The organism is Halosolutus gelatinilyticus (assembly GCF_023028105.1).
In the GTDB taxonomy this organism is placed as follows: Archaea; Halobacteriota; Halobacteria; order Halobacteriales; family Natrialbaceae; genus Halosolutus; species Halosolutus gelatinilyticus.
Window position 1 is genome coordinate 782,477 of the sequence record NZ_CP095491.1, and the last position, 24,296, is coordinate 806,772.

At 68.4% G+C, this 24,296-nt stretch carries 20 protein-coding genes and 1 pseudogene; 12 read left to right on the plus strand and 9 right to left on the minus strand.

Annotated elements, in window-relative coordinates:
* The first annotated feature begins 166 nt into the window (after positions 1-166).
* Together MUH00_RS03980 and MUH00_RS03985 are read left to right on the plus strand one after the other, a co-directional pair.
* Entirely contained in the window at positions 167-1,312 is a 1,146-nt protein-coding gene (locus tag MUH00_RS03980; protein ID WP_247002474.1) for a WD40/YVTN/BNR-like repeat-containing protein, read from the plus strand.
* A gap of 228 nt (positions 1,313-1,540) precedes the next feature.
* A complete protein-coding gene (locus MUH00_RS03985; protein WP_247002475.1) occupies positions 1,541-1,783 on the plus strand; it encodes a DUF8015 family protein in 243 nt (80 codons plus the stop codon).
* 34 nt (positions 1,784-1,817) lie between these two features.
* On the opposite strand, the gene MUH00_RS03990 is transcribed toward MUH00_RS03985, so the two are convergent.
* Positions 1,818-2,003, minus strand: a complete 186-nt coding sequence (locus tag MUH00_RS03990) for a trimethylamine methyltransferase family protein (protein WP_247002476.1) — start codon at positions 2,001-2,003, stop codon at positions 1,818-1,820.
* 173 nt (positions 2,004-2,176) lie between these two features.
* On the opposite strand from MUH00_RS03990, the gene folP reads away from it, so the two are divergent.
* From folP to MUH00_RS04010, 4 genes are all read left to right on the plus strand, one after another.
* Positions 2,177-4,672 (plus strand): dihydropteroate synthase, encoded by a 2,496-nt coding sequence (gene folP / locus MUH00_RS03995; RefSeq protein WP_247002477.1) that lies wholly within the window; start codon positions 2,177-2,179, stop codon positions 4,670-4,672.
* Positions 4,673-4,761: 89 nt separating this feature from the next.
* Positions 4,762-5,478, plus strand: coding sequence for a hypothetical protein (locus tag MUH00_RS04000; RefSeq protein WP_247002478.1), 717 nt, complete (start codon positions 4,762-4,764; stop codon positions 5,476-5,478).
* A gap of 97 nt (positions 5,479-5,575) precedes the next feature.
* Positions 5,576-6,298: a class I SAM-dependent methyltransferase gene (locus MUH00_RS04005; protein ID WP_247002479.1), complete on the plus strand. Its 723-nt coding sequence runs from the start codon at positions 5,576-5,578 to the stop codon at positions 6,296-6,298.
* 188 nt (positions 6,299-6,486) lie between these two features.
* Positions 6,487-8,172 carry an NADH-quinone oxidoreductase subunit D gene (locus tag MUH00_RS04010; protein ID WP_247002480.1) on the plus strand — a complete coding sequence of 562 codons (1,686 nt, stop codon included), beginning with the start codon at positions 6,487-6,489 and terminating at the stop codon, positions 8,170-8,172.
* A gap of 43 nt (positions 8,173-8,215) precedes the next feature.
* Here the strand turns inward: MUH00_RS04010 and MUH00_RS04015 are convergent, their stop codons facing one another.
* Together MUH00_RS04015 and MUH00_RS04020 are read right to left on the minus strand one after the other, a co-directional pair.
* On the minus strand, positions 8,216-8,563 hold the full coding sequence (locus MUH00_RS04015) for a DUF7553 family protein (RefSeq protein WP_247002481.1): 348 nt from the start codon (positions 8,561-8,563) through the stop codon (positions 8,216-8,218).
* Between the two features lie 81 nt (positions 8,564-8,644).
* On the minus strand, positions 8,645-10,093 hold the full coding sequence (locus MUH00_RS04020) for a hypothetical protein (RefSeq protein ID WP_247002482.1): 1,449 nt from the start codon (positions 10,091-10,093) through the stop codon (positions 8,645-8,647).
* A gap of 403 nt (positions 10,094-10,496) precedes the next feature.
* Here MUH00_RS04020 and trpB point away from each other — a divergent pair, with 403 nt between their 5' ends.
* Positions 10,497-11,648, plus strand: coding sequence for a tryptophan synthase subunit beta (trpB, locus tag MUH00_RS04025; protein WP_247002483.1), 1,152 nt, complete (start codon positions 10,497-10,499; stop codon positions 11,646-11,648).
* Positions 11,649-11,714: 66 nt separating this feature from the next.
* On the opposite strand, the gene MUH00_RS04030 is transcribed toward trpB, so the two are convergent.
* Both MUH00_RS04030 and MUH00_RS04035 read right to left on the minus strand, forming a co-directional pair.
* Positions 11,715-12,776, minus strand: coding sequence for a glycosyltransferase (locus MUH00_RS04030; RefSeq protein ID WP_247002484.1), 1,062 nt, complete (start codon positions 12,774-12,776; stop codon positions 11,715-11,717).
* Positions 12,777-12,948: 172 nt separating this feature from the next.
* A complete protein-coding gene (locus MUH00_RS04035; RefSeq protein ID WP_247002485.1) occupies positions 12,949-13,536 on the minus strand; it encodes a hypothetical protein in 588 nt (195 codons plus the stop codon).
* Between the two features lie 324 nt (positions 13,537-13,860).
* Between MUH00_RS04035 and MUH00_RS04040 the strand changes: the two genes are divergently transcribed.
* From MUH00_RS04040 to MUH00_RS04050, 3 genes are all read left to right on the plus strand, one after another.
* Positions 13,861-15,741 carry a S9 family peptidase gene (locus MUH00_RS04040; protein WP_247002486.1) on the plus strand — a complete coding sequence of 627 codons (1,881 nt, stop codon included), beginning with the start codon at positions 13,861-13,863 and terminating at the stop codon, positions 15,739-15,741.
* A gap of 118 nt (positions 15,742-15,859) precedes the next feature.
* Positions 15,860-16,831: an ABC transporter ATP-binding protein gene (locus MUH00_RS04045; RefSeq protein WP_247002487.1), complete on the plus strand. Its 972-nt coding sequence runs from the start codon at positions 15,860-15,862 to the stop codon at positions 16,829-16,831.
* The gene (locus tag MUH00_RS04050; protein ID WP_247002488.1) at positions 16,828-17,655 is read left to right on the plus strand and encodes an ABC transporter permease; all 828 of its coding nucleotides are present in this window, start codon (positions 16,828-16,830) and stop codon (positions 17,653-17,655) included. The genes MUH00_RS04045 and MUH00_RS04050 overlap by 4 nt, the downstream gene beginning before the upstream one ends.
* 37 nt (positions 17,656-17,692) lie before the next feature.
* Here MUH00_RS04050 and MUH00_RS04055 read toward each other — a convergent pair whose 3' ends face one another.
* From MUH00_RS04055 to MUH00_RS04065, 3 genes are all read right to left on the minus strand, one after another.
* Complete coding sequence (locus MUH00_RS04055) at positions 17,693-18,751, minus strand: NAD(P)-dependent glycerol-1-phosphate dehydrogenase (RefSeq protein ID WP_247002489.1); 1,059 nt, start codon at positions 18,749-18,751, stop codon at positions 17,693-17,695.
* A 144-nt stretch (positions 18,752-18,895) separates the two neighbouring features.
* A complete protein-coding gene (locus tag MUH00_RS04060; protein ID WP_247002490.1) occupies positions 18,896-19,768 on the minus strand; it encodes an SMP-30/gluconolactonase/LRE family protein in 873 nt (290 codons plus the stop codon).
* A 211-nt stretch (positions 19,769-19,979) separates the two neighbouring features.
* Entirely contained in the window at positions 19,980-21,026 is a 1,047-nt protein-coding gene (locus tag MUH00_RS04065) for an NAD-dependent epimerase/dehydratase family protein (RefSeq protein WP_247002491.1), read from the minus strand.
* Between the two features lie 177 nt (positions 21,027-21,203).
* Between MUH00_RS04065 and MUH00_RS04070 the strand changes: the two genes are divergently transcribed.
* On the plus strand, positions 21,204-22,220 hold the full coding sequence (locus MUH00_RS04070) for an RAD55 family ATPase (RefSeq protein ID WP_247002492.1): 1,017 nt from the start codon (positions 21,204-21,206) through the stop codon (positions 22,218-22,220).
* Between the two features lie 90 nt (positions 22,221-22,310).
* On the opposite strand, the gene MUH00_RS04075 is transcribed toward MUH00_RS04070, so the two are convergent.
* A complete protein-coding gene (locus MUH00_RS04075; RefSeq protein ID WP_247002493.1) occupies positions 22,311-23,924 on the minus strand; it encodes a hypothetical protein in 1,614 nt (537 codons plus the stop codon).
* A gap of 77 nt (positions 23,925-24,001) precedes the next feature.
* Between MUH00_RS04075 and MUH00_RS04080 the strand changes: the two are divergent.
* Positions 24,002-24,290 (plus strand): annotated as a pseudogene (locus tag MUH00_RS04080) (GIY-YIG nuclease family protein); the annotation flags it as partial.
* Positions 24,291-24,296: the final 6 nt, after the last annotated feature.

A 24,296-nucleotide genomic window follows, 5' to 3' on the forward strand; every position in this document is an offset into this window, starting at 1 on the left:
TTTGCACCCAGGGCAGGACCGCCGGTCCCGCGAGCCGTGCGAACGGGCGCCCCGCGCTCGTGATTGTCGTGGCGCAGTTTCGGCGTGCCGTCGACGCGCTTGTTGTACCGAATTAGAACGTCTCGGGGGCTTATACGCGCTCGAGCGCTACCCCGGGTCGCGACCCATGACCGACCAGACCAGACGCGACGTGCTTCGGCTCGCGACCGCATCGGCGACCGCCGGCGTCATCGCGCTCGGCTCGACGGCCGGCGCGCAAACGGCCGACAACGAGTGGGAGCAGGTCGAGTCACCGACCGGAAAAGCGCTGAACGACGCCGTCGACACCGCCGCGGGACCGTTCGCGGCGGGCGCGGACGGCAACGTCCTCGCTCGGCGCGAGGACGGCTGGCAGACCGTCGTCGACTACGGCCCGCAGGCCCGGAGCCGACGGCTGACGGGAGTCGACGCCACCGACGACGGCCGAGCGGTCTGGTTCGTCGGCGGCAGCGGCGTCATCGGCGAGTACAACGTCGAGACGCGGACGCTGACGAATTACTCCGCGCCCAAAGGGAAGACGAGCACGTGGGAGGACTGCGCCGTGCGCGGGACCGCCGGCGAGAACGAGCGCCTCTACTTCGTTAACGGCTCCGGGGAACTCCTCGTCGGCGTTCGACAGGACAGCGGTGCGATCCAGTACGCGGAGGTGACCAAGCCTGGCGGCGGATCGACGATTCCCGGCATCGACTGTCACGCTCGGGAAGCGGGTCACGTCTGCAGTACGAGCCAGTTCGTCGCCGAGACGGCCGACGGCGGAGAGACCTGGGAGCGGATCGGAATCGACTTCGCGGGCGGCGCGTTCTTCGATATCGCGAGTCGGGGCGACCGGGACGTGAACGTCGCCGCCGGGTCCGGAATCGTCTACCGCTACGACGGCTTCCGCTGGACGCCGCACGTCGTCGACGACGACCGACGGGCCATCCGGGCGATCGACCGCGACGGGGACGACGGCCTCGCGGCCGGCGACGGCGGCGCGCTGTACGAACGGCAGTCCGCGGGCCAGTGGCGCCGATACGAGACGTCGGTCGAAACGAAACTGCACGGCGTCGCGAGCGGGGCGAGGTACGACGTCGCGGTCGGCGACGGCGGAACGATCCTCGAACGTCGGGTCGGAGGCGCCGGCGGAGACGGCGGCAACGAGACGAACGAAACGAACGCAACCAACGCGACGGCGACCGACGCCGCGTCCCGCCTGGCGGCCCTCTCCGGCGCGGAGCCGCTGTCGGTCGAGCGCTACGTCGAGGGGGAGTGGGTCGCACCGGGGGAGCAGTAGCCTCGCCGCCGTCGGTGCGAACCCACGCCCGATCCACTCCAGCGCGTACCGGTCGAACCGATCGACGCCCGGGCCGTCACCGATCGGCCGAAGCGGGCGCCCGAGTGGGGAAAGTGACGCGATACGCTCGGCTCCTGGCCGGACGAGCGATCGGGGGCGATCCCGCCGTCGGATCAAATCGTCTGATTTTTTGGTTCCGGAGACCGTACCCCAAAGCGGTGATTCTGCATGCGGGAGAGCGGCAGCACTGACGTCGACCCAGCACGCACCGTTCGCCAGCGAGTCTCGTCTCTCGGTCGGTACGACGCGCTCCTGGCCGTGATTCCGATCGCGTTTTGCTGTTCGATCCTCGTGGGCGAAGCGATCGGCCTTCCGCTCGAAGCCGCGCTCCTCGGCGGCGGGACGGTCGGCGTACTCGCGCTGTTCGACGGGCTCTTCTTGCGGCCGCCGACGGGACTTCGGAGGACGTGACCGTCGGCGCGCTGCTGTGCCCGGATCGAGCCGGTTACGTCGGCTCCCCCTCGGTCAGCGCGACGAACGCCAGCCCGGCGATGCAGAGGGCGATTATCGCGCCGCCGGCGATCGTGACGGGGCCGGTCGGGCCGCCGAGGAAGAACCCCGTGACGAAGGTGATGGAGCCGATAGCCTGGCCCGCGAGCAGTCCGCCGAACGTGGTCGTGTTCCCTTCCATGGTAGAACTACGACGTGGATACTGATAGCCGCATCTCGCGTCGTACGGGACGGTCCGCGGCGCATACGTATTGTTAATCTATCACTATCGGTCGTCGAACGCGGAACAAGCGCGATTTCGCCGGATCGTCGGCGATCAGAATACACTAAAACACTCGCGCTCTCTGATCGGACATGGAGTATCACGAGGCGGCGGACTTCCTCTTCGGCCTGCGCCGGTTCCGTCCCAGACCCGGGACGGAGTCGACCGCGCGGCTGCTCGCCCACCTCGAGAATTCCCAGGAGTCGATCGACTGCGTCCAGATCGCCGGCTCGAACGGGAAAGGGAGCACGGCGAGAATGCTCGAACGGACGCTCCGCGAGGCGGGCCTGTCCGTCGGACTCTACACGTCGCCGCACCTCGACGACCTGCGCGAGCGCGTCAGGGTCGACGGCCGCAAGATCCCGCGATCGGCGATCTGCGCGTACGTCGACGAGGTGCGCGGGTACGTCACCGAGCGGGCCGCCGACGGTGACTCGCCGACGTTCTTCGAGGCGATGACGGCGCTGGCGCTGTGGCACTTCGGCCGGGAGGACGTCGACGTCGCGGTCCTCGAGGTCGGGATCGGCGGCAAGTACGACGCCACGAGCGTCGTCGATCCGATCGCGAGCGCGGTCACGAGCGTCACCTTAGAGCACACGGGCATCATCGGCGACACCGAGGAGGCGATCGCCCGCGACAAGGCCCACGTCGCTCCCGACGAACGACCGCTGGTGACGGGCGTCACGGGCGCCCCGCTCGCGGCGATCCGAGAGGTTGCCGGCGACGTCGTCACGGTCGGCGCGGAGGACTGGACCGACGCGCCGGGCGAGAGCGGCGACGAGGAGGAGACGGGGCCGGACGTCTCCGTCGCCTACCAGGGTCGAACGAACCACACCGAGGCCGCGGTTTCGATCGACGCCGGCGACTGGAGCGTCGAGACGCGGATCCCGCTTCCCGGATCCTACCAGGCGGAAAACGCCGGCGTCGCCGCCGCGCTCGCTCGACAGATCGCGGACGTCTCCGAGACCGAGATCGCCCGCGGGCTGCGAAACGCCCACTGGCCCGGCCGGTTCGAGGTCATCGACACCGATCCGCTGGTGATCTTGGACGGCGCCCACAACCCCGGCGCCTGCGAGCAACTCGCCGAGACGCTCGGAAGCTACGAGTACGATCGCCTCCACCTCGTCTTCGGCGCGATGCACGACAAGGACCACCGGGCGATGGCGGCGGCCCTGCCCGCGCCGGACAGGGTGATCGCGACGGAACCCGCCCTCGATCGGGCCGAGGACAGCGACGTCCTCGCCGAGGTGTTCGCGTCGGCCGGCGTCGAAGACGTCACCACCGCGACCGCCGTTCAGGACGGCCTCGCGACGGCGATCGGCGGAAGCGACGCGGACGACTGCGTCCTCGTCACCGGGTCGCTGTTCGCCGTCGCCGAGGCCCGATCGCGCTGGACGAGCGCCGGCATCCCGAAGCGGATCCGGGATCTGTCGGACGCTCGCGATGCGCTCGAAGGTGCGAACGTCACGGACGCCGGCGTCTACCGGACGCGCGGGACGGCCGTCCACCGGGTCGTCAAAAAGAGCCTGCAGCGCCGGCAGGCGAGTTCGCTGAAAGCGGAGCTGTTGCGGCTGGGCGGCGAGTGCGCCCTTTCCGGGCTGCAACGCGACGACGAGAACGTCGACGCCGTCCTGATGGGGACGCTCGCCCAGTTCGAGCGGCTCGCGGAGAACCTGGAGGACCGGGCCCACGGCCTCCCCGAGATCGCCCGCGAACTACGCGAGACGCTCGACATCGGACCCGACGCGGAACCGGCGATCGAGGCCCGCTACCCGTGGCACGATCGAACGGCCGTGATGGGCATCCTGAACGTCACGCCCGACAGCTTCCACGACGGCGGCGAGTACGACGCGCTCGAGGACGCCGTCGCCCGCGCAGAGGCGATGGTCGAGGCCGACGTCGACGTGATCGACGTCGGCGGCGAGTCGACCCGACCCGGCGCCGATCCGGTCCCGATCGAGAAGGAGATCGATCGCGTCGTCCCCGTGATCGAGCGGATCGCGGATCTCGACGTCCACGTCTCGATCGACACGCGAAAGGCGGCCGTGGCCGACGCCGCCCTCGAGGCCGGCGCGGACATCGTCAACGACGTCTCGGGGCTCGAAGATCCCGAGATGCGGTTTGTCGCGGCCGACCACGACGCGGGGCTGGTGGTGATGCACAGCATCGACGCGCCGGTCGTCCCCGAGCGCGACGTGACCTACGACGACGTCGTCGAGGACGTCATCGACCGGCTCTCGGAGCGGGTGCTGCTCGCCGAGAAGGCCGGGCTCGATCGCGACCAGATCGTCGTCGATCCCGGCCTCGGCTTCGGCAAGTCGGCCCGCGAGAGCTTCGAACTGCTGGGTCGGATCGACGAGTTCGCCGCGCTCGGCTGTCCCGTGCTCGTCGGCCACTCCCACAAGTCGATGTTCGACCACGTCGGTCGCGAAGCCGGCGACCGACTCGCGGCGACCGTCGCGGCGACCGCGATCGCCGCCGATCGCGGCGCCGACGTGGTTCGGGTCCACGACGCGCCCGAGAACGTCGCCGCGGTGCGGACGGCCCTCGCGGCGCGCGATCCGGACGCGTACGAGTGGCGGGGCTGAGTCGTCGATCGGGGCCGCACGTGCCGGTCCAACTTTCAACCGTCCGGGAGCGCTACGAATCGTGAGCGACGCGTGCTCGGTGATCCAGGATGTCAGAGGAACACGATCGAGATCCGCAGTCGGACGTCGGGACGGAACCGTTCACGGACTGGGAAGAACTCGATTCGCCCGCGAAAACGGTGCTCGCGAGCGACGGCGGCCGGCTCGGGACGCTCGAGCTGGCGGGCGGCGGCCTGATGCTGTTCTCCGCCGTCCGATCGCTGCTGCGCGGACAGGCGCGCGCGATTCCGAAGGGCGTCATCGCCGCCGGCCTGCTGGGCGCCGGACTGCGACGCCGCGCCCGCGACGAACCGCTCGTGGAGCCGGGTACCTTCGAGGGTGAGAACAAGGAGGCGTCGGACGAGGCCCACACCGCGACGTACGGGAGAGAGGACCGCGATGACGAGCAACCGCGACACGACCCCGCGGCGGATCCCGACACGGCCGACGCCCCCGACGACGACGGCGGCGATATCGAGTTCACACGCGACGAGCCCGGCGATCGCGAGCTGCCGCGATCGAACGCGGAACTGGACGACGAGGAAACCGACCCGCGTCGGGACGAGGACGACGGACCGGTCGAGATCGACGTCTCGGAATCGGCGCTGGCCGACGAGGCCAGCGAAGCCGCGGGTCCCAGTCCGGAACAGGCACAGCCGTCGCAAACCGACGCGACCGAACCCGAGGAAACGCCGGCGGAAGACGCCTCGGACATGAAGGTCGAACCGGACGACGAGGACGAGAACGAGAACGAGGACGAGGAGTGACGGTGAGATCGAACCCACTCGCTCCCGCGGCGGGGCACGGACCACGCGGCGATCGCGGTCGACCGGAAGCACGGCCCCGAAACCGATCGCGAGAGCCGTGACGGACTGGGCCGATCTGTGCAGGCGGGGGCTCAACCGACCGGAGAAGCTCCCGCGGTACCTGTTCGGGCTGCTCGCGCCCTCGTCGCGCTGGGGCCCCGAGTGGCGCAAACGCGACGGGACCGTCCTGTTCGAACCCGGCGGGTACGCCGCGAGTCCCCGCACGCGGCCGGAGTTCGCGTCGAACCTCTACCGCGAGGTCGACGGGCTGTGGGCGGCGCTCGACGCCCACCTCGACGGCGGGACGGTCGATCGGACGCTCGAGGTCGGCTGCGGCTACGGGCGGCTCTCGCCGTGGATCGCGACCCGCGCCGGCTCCTTCGTCGGCGTCGATCCGGACGAGCGCGCGCTCGGGATCGCCCGACGGCAGTATCCGGACCTCGCGTTCGCCCGCGGGCGGGCGGAGGCGTTGCCCATCGACGACGGTTCGATCGACCTGCTCGTCACCTGGACGGTCCTCCAGCACGTCGCCGACGATCGGATCGCCGACGTCGTCGCCGAGTTTCGGCGAACCCTCTCGGACGACGGCGTCGCCGTCTGCTGCGAGCGGGTCGAACCGCCCGGCGACGACCACCTCTGGCCCCGATCGGTCGAGAGCTACGATCGGCTGTTCGACCCGATGGACCTCGAGGGGACGTACGAGCGTCCGGTCGAACCGACGTGGGGCGAGGCGATGGCGACGGATCGACCGCCGGAGCGCGTGCTGGTATTCCGGTCGTAAGACTCGACGCACCCGTGAAAGCGAGAAGACGCGACCGGTGACCGTCGTAGAGGCGCGATCGACGGCCGGGCACAGTCGGAACGCAGTGACAGTCACTGTCACTCACCAAAACCCTCATTTCCGCGTCAGGTGTAGCTACGGGAAATGCGCCGGTGGCAGCGGCCGCAACGGCGTTTACGGGGCCCCCAATGAGCGAATCACCACAACAAGAGCGCGAACGCATCGATCCCGAGTATGACCACATCCGGGAGGACGGCGTCGACGTGGGCGAACTCGAGGACCTGCTCGACGAGTACGCGATCGGACGAGACGACCACGAGAACGCGCCCGCGTTCGTAATCCGGGCGGACGAGGTCCAGGAGGTGCTGACCCTCTTACGGGACGAGGCGGGCTTCGACCACCTCTCGTGTCTCACGCCCCAGGAGTACGAGGATCGGTACGAGTCGATCCTCCACCTCACGAAGTACGATCGGCGGACCCACGAGGTGACCCTGATCGCGCAGCTTCCCCAGTCGAATCCCGTCTGTCAGAGCGCGGAACCGGTGTTCCGGACCGCCGACTGGCACGAGCGCGAGGCCTACGACCTGGTCGGGATCGAGTACGACGGCCACCCCGACCTCCGACGGATCCTGCTGCCCGACTCGTGGCAGGGCCACCCGCTCGCGCTCGACTACGACCAGCAGAAACCTCAGATCGTCGAGTTCGCCGAGCACGCGAACCCTTTACAGCCCGATCGGGAGGGCCCCGAGTCAGACACGATGCTCATCAACATCGGACCGCACCACCCGGCGACCCACGGCGTGCTCCACCTCAAGACCATCCTCGACGGCGAGACCGTCGCGGACGTCGATCCCGACGTGGGCTACCTCCACCGCTGCGAGGAGCAGATGTGCCAGAACGGGGAGTACCGCCACCAGATCATCCCCTACTCCAACCGGTGGGACTACACCGCGAACCTGCCCAACGAGTGGGCCGTCGCCCGCGCGATTGAGGACATCACGGACATCGAGGTGCCCGAGTACGCCCAGGTGCTGCGGACGATGTCGACCGAGTTCGGCCGGATGCTCGGTCACTTCCTCGCGGTCGGCACCTTCGCGCTCGACGTCTACGGCGATTTCACGGCGATCTTTCAGTACGCCTTCCGCGATCGGGAGGTCGTCCAGGACATCCTGGAGGACCTGACCGGCCAACGGATGATGTTCTACTACTTCCGGCTGGGCGGGGTCGCCTGGGATCTGCCCCGCCCGCGCGAGGAGTGGATCGAGAAGTGCCGAGACTTCCTCGACGACCTCCCCGCGAAGATGGAGGAGTATCACGCGCTGCTGACCGGCAACGAGATCTTCCAGGTGCGGTGTCTCGACACCGGCGTCCTCGAACCCGAGGTGGCCAAAGACTACGGCTGCACCGGCCCGGTCGCCCGCGGCTCCGGCATCGACTACGACCTGCGCCGGGACGACTCCTACGGCTACTACCCGAACCTTGACTGGAACGTCGTCACCGAGGACGGCTGCGACAACTACAGCCGCGTCCTCGTGCGCATGCAGGAGGTCGAGGAGTCCGCGAAGATCGTCGAGCAGTGTCTCGATCTGCTCGAGGACTGGCCCGAGGACGAGCGAACCGTCCAGAGCAACGTTCCCCGAACGCTCAAGCCCGACGCCGGAACCGAGACCTACCGCGCCGTCGAGTCCGCGAAGGGCGAACTCGGCATCTACATCCGATCGGACGGCTCGAACTCGCCCGCCCGGTTCAAGATCCGCAGCCCGTGCTACCACAACCTCTCCGCACTCCCCGAGATGGCCGAAGGGGAGTACGTCGCCGACCTGATCGCCTCGCTCGGGAGTCTGGACATCGTCCTCGGCAGCGTGGATCGCTAGTCTCGCGTCGTAACCGAGCGAGCGAGACGGTGTGGGCGATCGCTCACCCGCCTCTTGGCTGTTCGTCGCCGCCGCCCTCCGCCAGGTACTCGCGGCAGTGATCGCGGGCGATCCGGATGTGCTTGACCGTCTCGCCCGAGGCCTCCTCGGTCAGGCCATCGAGTTTCTCGGCGACCTCGGCGATCCGATCGACCTTCGGCCCCGGTTCGGACTGGGTCAGGTCCCCGTCCTGCTCCTCGAACACGCCCGCGGTGATCGAGTGCAGCTGCGTGTCGACCGGCCGGTCGGCGGTCTCGGCCGCCCGCTGGAGGCGTTCGCGCACCCGTTTCAGGTGTTCGTCGGGTTCGTGCGGCTCGTCGGACTCGGCCGCGTCGTTCGCGTCGTTCGTCATACTGGCGTTCCGTCGCCGATCGGGGTAATCGATCGGCTTGCCGCTGATGGATCGCGCCACCGCGTCGGCAGCCGCGGACGGTCAGCCCCGCTCCCATTCGATCGCGTACTCGTCCTCGACTCCGCTCGCGATCGAGTCGAACCGATCGAACGACAGCGGCGGCGGATGCGGGTGCCGCGCCGCGATCGTCCGGGGGAGGTCGTCGTGGTAGCGGACGTGGGTTTCGACGTCGTAGGGAAACTCCGTCGGGTCGGCGCCGACGAAGCCGTGGTGGTCGCGCGCGATCGCGAGCACGTCCCGCCAGCGGTCGATCGACGCCAGGCCGGCGGATCTGACCCCGTGGGAGAACAGCGTCATCCAGGCCTCGTCGTACGGCTCGCTCTCCGCGAGGTACGACTCGAGGAACGCGGCGTCGGGCCGCGTGTTGAACGGGGCCCAGTAGGGAACCGATCCGGTACGGACCGTCCACCACGGTTCGACGAGGGCGAACGACTGGACGAGCAGCCGATCGACCGGCCGCCCCCGATCGGCGTACCGGTCCCGATAGCGATCGGCGACGAACGGGCTCAGGTCCCGCGGATCGTCGAACCGGAGCCGGCGAACGTCGTAGCCGCGCTCGTCGGCGACCCGATCGAGGTCGTCGCGGAGCGCGGGGTCGAATCCCCACTCGGCCTCCGGGATCCGATCGTCCGGCACGGGGGCGTCCCAGCCGCCGTAGCCGTCGGCGACGACCCCCTCGCGCCCGCCGTCGACGCCCTGTCGCTCGAGGAAGTCAGCGATCGCCGGACAGCCGTCGTAGTACTCCTCCGGGAAGAGCCCGCCGAGGCCGCCGAGCTGGAAGCTGTGGCGCTCCCCGAGGTCGATCGCCGGCCACTCGTACTCGCATTCGAGGGAGACGACGGTGCCGCCGGGTTCCAGCACCCGGCGGATGAACGACTCGTATGCATCGCCGAGGGCGCGGGACTTGACTCGGAAGTACGCCAGTTTCCGGACCATCAACCGATCCTGGTTGGGGTCGTGCATCCGGTGGAGCGAGACGTCCGGGTTGGCCGCGAGCAAGGGATCGGCGCGGGCCGCGCCCCACTCGACGTCCGCCCGGATCGCGTCGGCGTCCATCGATCGCCGAACCGGGACGAGAAACGTCTGCGGCAGCCACGGCACGCCGAGCAGCGCGGCGAGGTGGACCGCCGCGCCGTTGCTCGAGCCGACGATCACCGCCGGGTAGCCGCGATCGGGGTACTGCTCGACCACCCAGCGGCGAAACCGTTCGACGTCGATGTCGCCGAGGTTCTCCGGCGAGATACCCTCGTTCGCGCCGCCGACGGTGTATAGCGTTTGTCTGGCGGTTCGGGGGAGACGGTTGAGCCGCTTCGCGATCGGAACCAGTCTCGGATCGAGCATGCCGAGCGCCGGAAACGACTCGCCGCGGAGGTAGCTGGCGGCGGCGCGGACGAAGACGGTCGTCGAGTCGAAGTTCGCGAGGCCGGGCGGGGTCGATCGATCGGCGCCGAGCAGCCTGAAGACCCTCATCGGCTATTCCTCGGACGGGCGGCCTGTCGACCCGGATTCCGCGTCGGCGAGGTCGCCGTCGGTCCGGGTCGATCGGTTCGCGCTGGAACGCGTCGCTGCATCGAACGGTCGTGCCGTTCGACGGCGATCGGACGGATAAGGCTGGGGCCGGCGAACCGCGAAGAATGCGATTAGGGTTCGGTTACCAGGTGACGAAACCTTCGTAACCGCCACGAAAGCAGCCGCCGGCGCTCGATCGAGACCCTGGAATCGAGCGCAGTTCTCGAGCATCGCGGGAGCGACGCTCCTGCGCAACGGCGGGTTTTCGCCGCGTTCACAGGTTTGTTGGCGGTTGGAAACGGTGCGAAACGGCGCAACGCCGATACGCGCAGGAGCTAAGACGGTGCGAGCAAAACCTGCCGGTATGTCCGAGGGAGACTTCGACGGATACGGGGGTCGACACGTTCCGGAACCGCTTCGAGAGCCGCTCGAGCAGCTCGCGACCGCCTACGACGAGGTGGCGACGACCGACGAGTTCCAGACCGAGTTCCGCGATCTACTGGCCGAATTCGCGGGTCGACCGACGCCGCTGTACCGCGCGAGCAACCTCAGCGATCGGTACGGAGCCGACATCTACCTCAAGCGGGAGGATCTACTCCACGGCGGCGCGCACAAGCTCAACAACTGTCTCGGCCAGGCGCTGCTGGCGAAACGCGCCGGGCGCGATCGGCTGATCGCGGAGACCGGAGCCGGCCAACACGGCACCGCGACGGCGATGGTCGGCGCGCTGCTCGGGCTCGACACCGAGATCTACATGGGGAAGAAAGACGCCGAGCGCCAGGCGATGAACGTCTTCCGGATGCGGCTGATGGGCGCCGAGGTAAACGAGGTCACCCGCGGGAACGAAGGGCTGGCCGACGCCGTTGACGCCGCGCTCGAGGACTTCGCCCGGAACGTCGAGAACACCCACTACCTCGTCGGCAGCGTCGTCGGGCCGGACCCGTTCCCGCGGATGGTTCGGGACTTCCAGAGCGTCATCGGCGAGGAGGCACGCGAGCAGTTCCGGGAGCGAACGGGCGGTCTGCCCGACGCGGCCGTCGCCTGCGTCGGCGGCGGCTCGAACGCGATCGGCCTCTTCCACGCCTTCCGCGACGACCCGGTCGACTTCTACGGGGCCGAGGGCGGCGGCAAGGGCGCGGGTTCAACCAAGCACGCCGCGCCGCTGTCGAAGGGCAAAGACGACGTGATCCACGGGATGAAGACGCGCGTGATCGACGACGACGTCGAGGTGCACTCGGTCTCCGCGGGGCTTGACTACCCCGGCGTCGGCCCCGAGCACGCCATGTTCCGCGCGATCGGCCGCTGCGAGTACACCGGCGTCACCGACGAGGAGGCCCTCGCCGCGTTCCGCGAACTGAGCGAAACGGAGGGGATCGTCCCGGCGCTGGAGTCGAGTCACGCCGTCGCCCGCGCGATCCGGCTGGCCGAGGACGGGGAGCACGACGCGATCCTGGTGAACCTCTCCGGACGGGGCGACAAGGACATGGAGACGGCGGCTTCGAAGTTCGATCTCTGAGACGGTCTCCGTCGCCGACTCCCGCGTCCGGGACCCACCTCCCGCGGGCGGTACGGAAGCCGGCCGCTACCACAGCCCCTGATCGTCCCGCAACCGTCGATAGCGCTCCAGGTATCGATCGGTAACGGCGCCCTCGTCGTACTCGGCGAAGGTCTCGTCGTACTCCCGGTGTTCGAGGTCGCCCGCCGCGAGAATGGCCTCGGCGAGTTCCTCTTCGCTCGTCGTTCTGAAGCCCCGATCCCACCCCTCGACGAGTTCGTGTGCGCTGGAGTCGGTGTGGTACTCGACGACCCCGACGCACCCCGACGCGAGCGCCCACAGCATCTCCGTCGGGAAGACGCAGTGTTCGGCCGTCTGGGCGAAGACGTGCGCCCCGCGGTAGGCGGCGATCCGCTCCTCGAGCGACAGTTCGCCGGCGAACGAGAGTCGATCGTCGATTCGGAGATCGGTCGCGAGTTGCTCGTAGGCCGCCCGCTCGGGCCCGTCGCCGACGACGGTCGCCGACCAGTTCCGATCGCGAAGTTCCGCGAGCCCCAGCAACAGGCTCTCGAGGTTCGCCCCGTCGTCGAGCCGTCTGGCGTAGATCACGTCCACGGCGTTACCCGGGGGAACATCCCGAATCCGATCGACGTCGATCGGGTTCGGGACGGTGTCGACGACCGCCCCGTCGGCCCCCCGCTCCCGAACCCACGTCGCGACGAGTTCCGAGGGGGTGACGATCCGGTCGGGACCGCCAGCGGCCAGCCGCGTCCAGCGGCCGTCGTCGACGCCGCCGTCGCCGTACCACTCGACGACGAGCGGCGCCCGGGCGAGCGTCGCGCCCGCCCTCGCCGCGAGGACCTGCGTCGGCGGTTCGGCGCCCGCGTGAACGATATCCGGCCGGGCGGTCGCGAGGACGAACGGGAGCCGCAGGTGAAACGAGTGACGCGCCTCGGGGCCGACCGAGACGCCGCGGTAGGTGATCCCGTCCCGCTCGAGTCGATCGAGGTGGCCGTCCCAGAACTGCGTACAGAAGCAGTGAACGTCGTGGCCGCGGTCCGCGAGGAACTCGAGGATCGATTGCAGTCGTCGGTTCGTCTCGGTATCCCGGTGGAAGACCGTTTCGTACGAGACGAACGCGATACGCATTAGGCGGGCCCACGCAGTGGGAGGATAAAAAGTCACTTCTTTCGTGTAGACAACTCGACGTTGAAGCCGCGAAACCGAATCGGGAGCGCGACTCGAGACGACTCGACCGATCGCGGGCGGGCGGCCCCGGAGCGATCGAGTCCAGGCGACCGGCGCCTACGCTGCACTCAATTTATTCCGCGCTCGATTCCTCAGTCCCGGTCGTGTTCACCGTGCCCGACGACTCGCAGTCGACGGTCACGGTATCAGGCTCGACCGGCGCCGATCCCTCGTCGGCGGACGAGACCTCGTAGGTGCCGTCCGCGAGTCCACGGATCGTGAGCTCCTCCTCGGCCGGAATCGTGACGTTCAGCAGGCCGGGTTCGAACTCGACCGCGACGGTTCGGTCGTCGCTGCCGATCGAGACCGACTGTTCGGCGGTCGCGCCGCCCACGCGTATCGTCTGGGTCGCGTTCTCGCTCTCGAGTCGCACTTCGATCGCGGACTGCTCGACCGACCAGTTCATCGCGACGGTCGCGGCCGCCTCCGTCGGGTTCTCGATCGTAAGGACCCCGTCGCCGGCGACGCACTCGCCGGCGATCGCCACCGCGTTCGCGTCGTCGCCCGTCTCCTCGGCGGGGCCCGTCGTTCCGACGACGCTCGCGCCGCCGAGTACCAGTCCGGCGGCGATCGCCGCGGCCAGGAGCAACAGCCCCCCCAGTTTCGCTCGGTGGTCCGCTCCGGTACCCCCTCTCGCGTCGGATCGCGCTCTATCACCCATCGGAAACCGTAGGGGACCACGGCTCACCCGTGCTTTGTTATTGAGACCAGACGGACGATAATCGCGCGTTAGGAGCGGTGCGAACGCGACCAAGCCGGCGTCGAATTCGCACGGCGATCGACCGCGCAGCGGCGACCCGGATCTCGATCGTTTCGACGGCTCCGCGGTCGGCGAACCGTGGCGACGGGACGGCCGATCGCGAGCGGACGACGCCGCTGATCGTCAGGCCCGCGAACCGAGCGGGTGTGACGCCTCGACGGACACGAACCGAAGGCCGCGGCGGGAACGCAAACGACTACGGGGTTCGGTCCGTACGCCTTCGCCATGGGCAGCTACGAGATCGAACGGTATCTCAACATTCGAAGCGCCTACGGCGCGTCCTTCGGGCCCGCCGGCGATCGGCTCTCGTTCCTGATGGACACGACCGGGACGTCTCAGGTCTGGACGATCACTGAACCCCGCGAGTGGCCCGAACAGCGGACGTTCTACGACGAGCGGGTGCTGTTCGCCTCCTGGTCGCCGGAACGTCCCGAGTTGATCTTCGGGATGGACGAGGGCGGCAACGAGCGCGCCCAGCTGTTCCGACTCGACGCGGAAACCGGCGAGATTACGAACCTGACGGCGATGCCCGAGGCCAAACACCGGTGGGGCGGCTGGAGCCACGACGGCGATCAGGTCGCGTTCGCGTCCAACCGTCGGGACGAGGCCGTCTTCGACGTGTACGTCCAGGGGCGGGACGAGCGGGGCGACGAGGCGCAGCTCGTGTACGACGGCGACGGCTGGCTCTCGCTCGCCGGGTGGAGCCCCGACGACACCCGCCTGCTCGTCTCGCAGGCGTACTCCAACTTCGATCAGGATCTCTACGTGCTCGACCTGGAGACGACGGAGCTCGATCACCTCACGCCCCACGAGGGCGACGTCCGGTACACGCGGGCGAGCTGGGCGCCCGACGGCGAGGGCGTCTATCTCGTAACCGACGAGGGCGACGCCGACACCCTCTATCTGGCCTACCTCGACCTCGAAACTCGAGACCTGGAGACGGTCGTCGAGGGAGACGGATGGAACGTCGACGGCATCGCCCTGGACGACGAGACCGGCCGGTTCGTCTACTCGCGCAACGTCGAGGGCTACACCGAGTTGACCGTCGGCGAGTTCGATTCCGACGATCCGACCGCGTTCGAGACGTTCCCCGAACCGGACCTGCCCGGCGGCATCGCCGGCGGCGTGAGTTTCGCCTCCGGCGCCGATCGGTTCGCGCTGTCCACCTCGGGCGACGCCGTCAACACGAACGTCTTCGTCGTCGACGTCGAGACCGGCGACGCCGAACGCTGGACGAGCGCCCCAACCGCGGGCATTCCGCGGGAGTCGTTCGACGAATCCGAACTCGTCCACGTCGAGAGCTTCGGCGTTGACGGGCGAAGCCCGTCCGCTCGTGGGACTCCGTCGGAGTCCCACGCTGGACTCGACGTGCCCGGCTTCCTGACGCTACCGGAAGAGTCCGCGAGCGGCGACGCCGACGAGGACGGCGCACCGGTGATCGTCGACATCCACGGTGGCCCCGAGGGCCAGCGCCGACCCTCGTTCTCCAGCGTCAAGCAGTACTTCCTCGATCGGGGCTACGCCTACTTCGAGCCGAACGTCCGGGGATCGTCGGGGTACGGCGCCGACTACGCGGCCCTCGACGACGTCGAGAAGCGGATGGATTCGGTCGCGGATATCGAGGCTTGCGTCGAGTGGCTGCGCGAGCACCCGGCGATCGATCCAAATCGCATCGCCGCGAAGGGCGGCTCCTACGGCGGGTTCATGGTCCTCTCGGCGCTCACCGAGTACCCCGATCTGTGGGCCGCCGGGATCGACGTCGTCGGCATCGCCAACTTCGTCACGTTCCTCGAGAACACGGGCGACTGGCGCCGCGAACTCCGGGAAGCCGAGTACGGGAGCCTCGAAGACGATCGGGAGTTCCTCGAATCGATCTCGCCGATCAACAACGTCGAGCGGATCGAGGCGCCGCTGTTCGTCCTCCACGGCGCGAACGACCCCCGCGTCCCCGTCGGCGAGGCCGAGCAGATCGTCGAGAAGGTCGACGAACAGGGCGTGCCGGTCCGCAAGCTGATCTTCGACGACGAGGGCCACGGCTTCTCGAAGCTCGAGAACCGCATCGAGGCCTACTCGGCGATCGCCGACTTCCTCGACGAGCACATCTGAGACGCCGGATCAACTCCCGCTCCGTCTCGCCGGCGTCGCCGCTCCGGATCGCTCGGCGTCCGGAACTGTTATCCCCACATCCAGAAAGATTTACATGTACCTGCTCAGAGGTTTACCTGTGCCCGCTATCGAAACGACCGCCCTCACGAAACGGTACGGCGAGGACGTCCTCGCCGTCGACGATCTGGAACTGACCGTCGAAGACGGAGAGATCTTCGGCTTTCTCGGGCCCAACGGCGCCGGGAAGTCGACGACGATCAACATGTTACTGGATTTCGTCCGCCCGTCCGCCGGCAGCGCGACGGTGCTCGGATACGACGCCCAGAACGAACCCGAAGCGATCCGCGAGCGCATCGGCGTCCTCCCCGAAGGCGCGACCCTGTACGACCGACTCACCGGTCGCGAACACCTCGAGTGGGTCATCGACACCAAGGGAACCGGCGACGATCCCGCCGATCTCCTCGATCGGGTCGGCCTCGAGCCCCAGGCCGCGGAGCGATCGGCGGGCGGCTACTCGAAGGGGATGCAACAGCGCCTCGGGTTCGCGATGGCGCTGGTCGGCGATCCCGACCTGCTGATTCTGGACGAGCCGTCGTCGGGGCTCGACCCCACGGGAATGCAGGAGATGCGCGAAATCATCGGCGCCGAGGCCGACCGCGGCACGACGGTGTTCTTCTCGAGTCACATCCTCGGTGAAGTCGAGGCGGTCTGCGACCGCGTCGGAATCATGAACGAGGGGCGACTCGCCGCGACGGGGACCCTCGACGCACTGCGCGAGAATCTCGATCTCGACGCGTCGATCTCACTGACCGTCGAGACCGTCTCCGATGCGTTGATCGCTGACCTCGAGGCACTCGAAGGCGTCCGTTCGGTAACCGCCGACGGATCGACGATCACGGCCTCCTGCGCCACAACGCCCGTAAAGTACGACGTCGTGACGCGGGTCGGAGACGCGGCGACCGTCGTCGATATCGTCTCCGAGGACACGTCGCTCGAGCAACTGTTCAACACGTACACGAACGGCGAACGGCCGAGTCAGGTCGACGACGACGCGGATCTCGCCGCGGTCGAGGCGGAGGTGTCGACATGAGCATCCGCTCCGTAGCCAAGAAGGACATCCTCGACGTCCGTCGGGCGAAGATCGTCTGGTTCGTCGGGGGGCTGTACACGCTGTTTGCGCTGTTGTTCTTCTATCTCGGACAGATCGGGTCGGAACCGAACGTCATCTACCAGCTCGTGTCGCTCTCGGGCATCGGGTCGCTGTTCATCCCGCTCATCGCGCTCGTCACGGCGTACCTCGCGATCGCCGGCGAGCGGGAATCGGGAAGCATCAAGTACCTGCTCTCGCTCCCGAACACGCGACGCGACGTCGTCCTCGGGAAGTACCTCTCTCGCGGAGCCGTCGTCACCGCGGCGGTTCTCCTCGCGTTCGGCGTCGGTGCGGTGCTGACGGTCCTCTGGTATCCGTCGCTCGAAGCTGCCGTTTTCGCGCCCATCGTCGCCTTGACCCTGCTCTTTACGCTGGGGTACGTCGCGATCGCGATCGGCATCTCCGCGGCGACGAAATCCCGCTCGCGTGCGATGGGCGGGGCGATCGGGTTCTATTTCGTCGGAAACCTGTTGATGATATTCCCCGGCCTCTCGATCGTCGACGCGTTCGGATACGTGCTGAACGACCGGCTCGGGTTGGGAATCTCGGAGAACCTGTTCGAGTTCGTTCGACGACTCAGTCCGACGGTCGCCTTCGAGGAGGCCATGCCGCTCGTCATTCCGGACGACGTAATAACGTTCCGAGGGACCGAGGACGTCCCGTTCTACCTCGAGCCCGAGGCGGCCCTCGTCGTGTTGTTCGCCTGGCTCGTCGTTCCGGTTGCCTTCGGGCTGTGGCGATTCGGCCGAGCCGATCTCGGCTGAGCGCCCTCCGGTTCCGCTATCCGATTCGTCGTCGTCGTCAGATCACGCCCGTTTTCGTCGCCACTTCGCGTGCGGCCCGCTCGTTCATCCCGTCGCCGAGGATCGTGTACCGATCGCGGATCGCGTGACAGGTCGTCAGCGCCTCGATGACGGTCTCGTCGTCGATCCCGAGTTCGGTCGCCGTGGTGGGGGCGTCGATGCTCGAGAGGGCGTCCCGGATGTTTCGCCAGAAGCCGCGATCGCCGCCGTGGAGGTAGGCGGTCATGATCGAGCCGACGCCGACCTGGTGACCGTGTAAGGCCGCGCCGGGCGCCAGTCGATCGAGCTGGTGGGAGAAGAGGTGTTCGGCCCCGCTCGCCGGTCGCGAGGAGCCAGCGATGCTCATCGCGACGCCCGAGGAGACGAGCGCCTTGGTGACGACCCAGGCCGACTCCTCCAGCCCGGGGCGGATGAGGTCGGCGTTGTCGACGAGGATCTCGGCGGTCATCTCCGAGAGCGCGGCCGAGTACTCCGAGTACTCGACGTCCTTGAGCCGCTTTGCGAGCCGCCAGTCCATCACCGCGGTGTAGTTGGAGATGATGTCCGCACAGCCCGCGGTCGTGAGGTCCCACGGCGCCTCGGCCAGGACCTCGGTGTCAGCGACGACCGCCAGCGGCGGCTCCGCGGCGACGCTGTGGCGCGTATCGCCGTCCGGAACCGAGCCCCGGTTGCTAACGATACCGTCGTGGCTGGCCGCCGTCGGCACCGACAGGAAGCCCATCGAGAGGTGATCGCTCGCCATCTTCGCGATGTCGATCGCCTTCCCGCCGCCGACGCCGACCAGGTAGGAGACCTCCTCGGCCTCGGCGGCCTCGATCACCCGCTCGACGGCGTCGAACGTCGCCTCCTCGATCGCCATGATCGCGGGATCGATGCCGGCCGCTTCGAAGTCGGCGGCGATCGGATCGGCCGCGACTTCGCGCGGGGTCGGACTGGTCACGAACAGCGGGCGACCCTGCAGGTGGAGGTCGTCGACGACTTTGACGACCTCGTCGATGACGCCGTGGCCGACGACGACGTTTCGCGGCAGGCGAATCCACGTCGACTTCTCGAACATACGAGCACTTTCGTTCGTACCCATTTAACGGATGAGGTTCGAGGGGCGATACCGCGACGGATCGCGGCTCGAAACGCCGGGGCCGACGATCAGATCGGTCCGCCGGCACCCGGGCCGCGACGCGATACGTGCCGGTCCGACGGGCTACCGATCGACGGCGATCCGCGATCGGAACTCCGGAACGCCGGTCGCGCCCGGGTCCGAGATCCGAAACAGGGCGCCCGCGCCGTCGCCCTCGTCCGATCGATCGCCGTCGCTGAGCGCGGTCGTCAAGTACAGATCGTCGTAGTCGGGGCCGCCGAAGGTAACCGAGGAGACCTTTCGCGCTGGGAGGTCGATCGCGTCGCGTTCCGTCCCGTCGGCGGCGTAGCGGACGACCCGACCGCCGTTCCAGCGGGCCGACCAGACGCGGCCGTCGGCGTCGACGGTCAGGCCGTCGGGGACGCCGTCGCCCTCGGGCGTCTCGACGACGGTTCGTTCGTTCGTGATCGCGCCGGTCTCGCGATCGTAGTCGAACGCGTAGATCCGGTGTGCCTCGGACTCGGTGACGTAGAACGTCTCCCGATCCCGCGAGAAGCCCATCCCGTTCGGAATGTCGAGGTCCTCGACGACGATCGTCGCCGTCCCGTCGGTATCGAGTCGGTAGAGGTCGCCGAGCGCGTCCTCGCCGGGCATCGTGCCGCAGAAGACCCGGCCCTCGGGATCGGCGATCACGTCGTTGAACCGCGTGTCGGCGTCGACCTCGACGATCGGCTCCGCGGCGTCGGCGCCCGGTTCCCACCGACAAACCGTTCCGAGCGTGAACAGGAGCAACGCGCCGTCAGCTTCGATCGTGAAGCCGCCGATCGGTGCGCCGTCGGTCTCGTAGGCGAGTTCGGCCTCGTCGGTTTCCGGATCATACCGGTAGAGTCGTCCCGCCGGGATATCCACCCAGTACAGTACGCTCTCGTCGGGGTGCCACAGCGGCCCTTCGCCCGTGTGAGCGCGCGGGTCAGCGACGCGTTCTGGTCGTGTCATACCCGTGGGTTCGGGTAGCGTCACGTTAAGTCAGTGGGTCTCGGTCTCGATCGCATACTGTGGGTCTGCTCGTACCAGGATCATTACACACACCACGAAAGCCCCACCTGTCCCGGCTGACTGGGCAAGCCACCGCGGGTGGGGCTTTCGTGGTGTGTGTAGTCCTGCAAGAATTCCGGGTAGTACCTGATCCCTCCGATCCGTTAGGCCTTCAAAACGTATCCAGGATTCCGAGGACGCGCTCTTCGGCCTCTCGATCGGGGCCGTGCTCCCGACCGCCCCGATCGCTCTCGAGGTGGTCCTCGACCGATCGGGTCATGGCTTCCTCCAGGGGCGTCGACTCCCAGCCGAGAGCGGCGAGTTTCGCGGTCGAAAGGACGTGCGGGTACTCGCGGTAGAGGACGTAGTCGTCGAGTTCGATGCCGCCGGCCTCGAGTTCGCGGGGGCCGGCGGCGACGGCCTCGACGCTGCTCGCTCTCGGCTCGCTTCGCTCGCCGCTCGCGGTTTCCGTGGCGCGTGGCGCCGCCCGATCGAGCGCGTCCGCGATCAGACGGACCAGCTCTTCGAGCGTGACGAGGCGCCGATCGCCGACGTTGTACGCCTCGCCGGCCTCGCCGCGTTCGGCGACGATCCGAAGCGCGCTGGCGACGTCCTCGACGTAGGCTCGGTGCCAGATGTTCGTGCCGTCGCCGGGGACGACGATCCGATCGAAGCGGTTGACGCGATCGATCCAGAAGTCCAGTCGCTCGGTGTAGTCGTGCGGGCCGTAGACGATGCAGGGGCGGACGGACATGGCCTCGACGCCGCGGTCCGCGGCGGCGAACACCGCGCGATCGGCCTCCGCTTTTCGGGCGCCGTAGGTCTCGCCGGATCCGTCGCGCGCCTGCTCGGCCGTACAGGATTCGAGTGGCGTCTCGCCCTCGCGCTTGGGGATCTCCTCGCGACCGTAGGCCGCGCCGCTGGAGACGAAGACGTACGCCTCGCAGTCCGCAAAGATTCGAGTCGCGGCCTGCACGTCCTTCGGATAGTAGGCGACGCAGTCGAAGACGGCGTCGGGGTCGACGGTCGTCGCCGCGGCCTCGAGCGCCGAGTCGGATGTCCGATCGCCCTCGACGCGGTCGACCCGATCGTCGTCGGCGAACGGGTTCTCGCGGGTCCCGCGGTTGAAGATCGTCACGTCGTAGTCGTGGGCGAGCAGATCCGCCACGAGGTGGCGACCGATGAAACGCGTGCCGCCGATGACGAGTGCGCTGTCCATACTCGGTGATCGCCACTGGCCCCGATAACGATGCCGAAGCGGTGTACGTGATCGCGGTGCCGGAGATAAACGCGATCGCGACGTCGAAGTGACCGACGACGACGACTGATCGCGATGCTGAACAGTCACCGAAGCCGGGGATGGGAACTATTTTCGGGACCGTGGTAGGGCCTCGTCATGACAGCGTCCCAGTGGAGCGATCGGCCGCCGGAGTATCCCCTCCAGTGCGACCACTGCCACTACCCCATCCCGGAGGAGCCGCGGGAGGGGAACGACGGCCAGTACTGCTCGGAAGCCTGTCGCGAGGCTGCCGACGACGAGTCGACGATGCCGAATCCGGACGCCTACAAGTGCGTCGTCACCGGCGTCGAACCCCTCGACTCGGTCATCCCGAACGGCGTTCCGGCGGACTCGTGTCTCCTCGTCTCCGGCGACGAGGGAACGCGCCGGGACGAACTCCTGACGGAGTTCGTCTGGCGGGCCCTGGAGCGCGGCGAGCCGGCCGTCGTCGTCTCCTACGGCGATCCGCCGTCGGCGACGCTCGAGCGCTTCTTCGAGAACGGCTGGAACGTCCTGCCGGCGCTCGAGGACGATCGACTGCGGATCGTCGACTGCTTCACCCACCGCCTGGCGGACCGCGAGCGATTCCTCGAAACCCGCAACCGCTGGCAGGAGTTCGTCGGCGAGGCGGCCGGCGACGCGATCGTCGAGGTCGAGGAGCCGAGCGACGGTCGCGCCGCGGCGACGGCGCTCCACGACGCACTCGACGACCTCGAGATGACTGAAACCGGCCTGGTGACGATCGACTCGCTCGACGAACTCCGACGGGTCCTCCAGACGCAACCCGTTCACAACTTCGTCAGCGACGTGCGCGCGACGGTCTGTAGGGCGCGGTACGTCCCGATCGTCGCCGGCGCGACGACGGCCGGCGGCCCCGCGTTCGCCGAGGACGAGTACCTCTTCGACGGCGTCGTCGACCTCCGGCTGACCGATCGACGCGGCCCCGAGACGCGGCTCAAGCAGCTGTCCGTTCGCAAACTGACCGGCGCCCAGTTCCTCCCGCAGTGGATCTCCTACGAGTACGAACCGACTCGCGGGCTCTTCGCGTTCGGCTCCGCGTCCGACGCGAAACGGGCCTACGACACCGGCTCCGGACCGAGCCACGAGCCGCCACGATCCGCGGAGCGGCGCTAACCCGGCGGATCGATCGACGGCGGACCGCGGTCCCGTGTGGACCCGTTGCAAGCGACAGCACGCCCCGGTTTTATTCGCTCGCTCGCCGTATCACGACGTGCAGAACGCACCACAGCGACAGCCATCAGCCGTCGACGAGATACCGCCAGCAAAACGCATCCCGCAGACACGAGAGACACCATGAACGACCGATACGACGACCGACGAGGCGAACGCGATCGGGGTATGGACTTCACGAGCGACAGTGACTTCTACCGCGGCGGAAACAGCGACGATCGCGAAGGCGACGATCGCGGCTGGCTCCACGGTCTGTTCAGTCGCGGCGAAGGAGATCGAGAACGACGCGGCGAACGAAGACGGCAGCACGAGTACGAGGGCCGAGGCCGAGAGCGCGAAGGTCACGGCGGAGAGCGATCGCAGGGCGGGACCGGTCGGGGTCGACAACCCGGCGCCCGCGGCGAGCAACGAGGGTCGGAAGGCCAGCACCGACGCGGCCAGCGAACCGGCGAGCGGGGGCGAAGCCGCTATCAGCAGGAGGGCCAGTACGGCGCCGGCGGTTCCGAGGGCTTCGATCGCGGCGGTCGCGAAGGCTTCGGGACGAACGCGCGGGAGGAAGCGAACCTCCAGTACGGCGGCGAGGCACGACGAGAGGGACACCGACATCAGCAGGGTCAGCGCGGCCCCGAAGGCCGCGGACGCGGCGGGCACGAACGCGGACAGTGGAGCGACGATCGCGGCCAGCAGAGCCGGCAGCAGCGGGGCGGCGATCGGCAGGAACGCGGCGGCGGTCGCGAGCAGCCGGGACGGCACGATCGCGCCGGCCGCGAACACATGAGCCAGCACGGTCGCCGAGATCGCGAGCAGCGCGGACAACAGGACCAACAGTACGGCCAGCAGGGCCAACAGTACGGTCAGCAACGCGGCCAGCGGGAGTTCAAGCAACGCGGCTGGCAGCAGGAAGGTGGCGCCCACCAGCGACGAGGGCAGCAGGGCAGGCAGGGACAGCACGATCAGGGTCGCCAGCGCGGTCACCAGGGCGATCGGCAGGGCTGGCAGGAACCCCGCGACCAGCAAGGACAGCAGGGAGGCTACCGAGAGCGGGAGCAACGCGAATACCAGCAGCAGGGTCGAGACCGAAGCCGGGAGAATCAGCAGCGGAACCGCGGCCAGCAGGGCCGCGGCGGCAGCGCCGATCGAGAAGAGATGGGCGCGCGACAGCGCTGGCACGAAGGGGAGACCCCCGAGCACCGGCCGGGACAGCAACCGGGCGGCCAGCAGCAGCGACAGGGTGGCCGCGGCCAGCAAGAATATGGACGACAGGGGTACGACCGAGGCGGCCCGCGACAGTCCGACCGCGGCGATCGCGAGTACGGACAGGAAGAGTTCCGCGGCGGGCCGGAGTACACCCGCAGCGACGATTCGCGCCGACAGCAGGGCGGCGGCTACCAGTCGGGCGGCGGCCTCCAGTACCGGCAGAACCTCCCGCGCGACGAGTCGGGATCCTGGACCGAGGACTCGGAGCGGCGATCGGGCGAGCGGCACCGGCAGGAACACCGATCGGACGAACACCACCAGCGGGAACAGCGATCGGACGAACGGCGACAGCAGGAACGAAGTCGACGACGACAGGGCTCCGATCACGACATGAGTAACCGTCGACACGTTCACGACAACGAGCAGGACGACGAGACGCGGCACGACCACTACTAACCGTCGGCTCCCGACCGACGCTCCGTCGCTAGAGCGGCCCGATCGAGATCGGCGTCGTCGAAATCGGAGTCATTTTTCGGCGCCGGAATACGCTCCGCTATGGCGGAACGTACGTCCCTCTGATCGACGTACAGCGATCGATCGAGGTGACGGTCGGCGCGCTCAGAGCCCAGGAGTTCCGGGCGGGAACCTACGCCTACGTCGGCAGCGCGTTCGGTCCCGGCGGTTTCGCCCGCGTCGACAGACACCGCGAACTCGCCCGGAGAGAGCGGGACTCGACACTGGCACGTCGACTACCTGCTCGGCCATCCCGACACCCGTCTCGACGGCGCCGTCACGTTCCCCGACGCCGATCGGGAGTAGCCC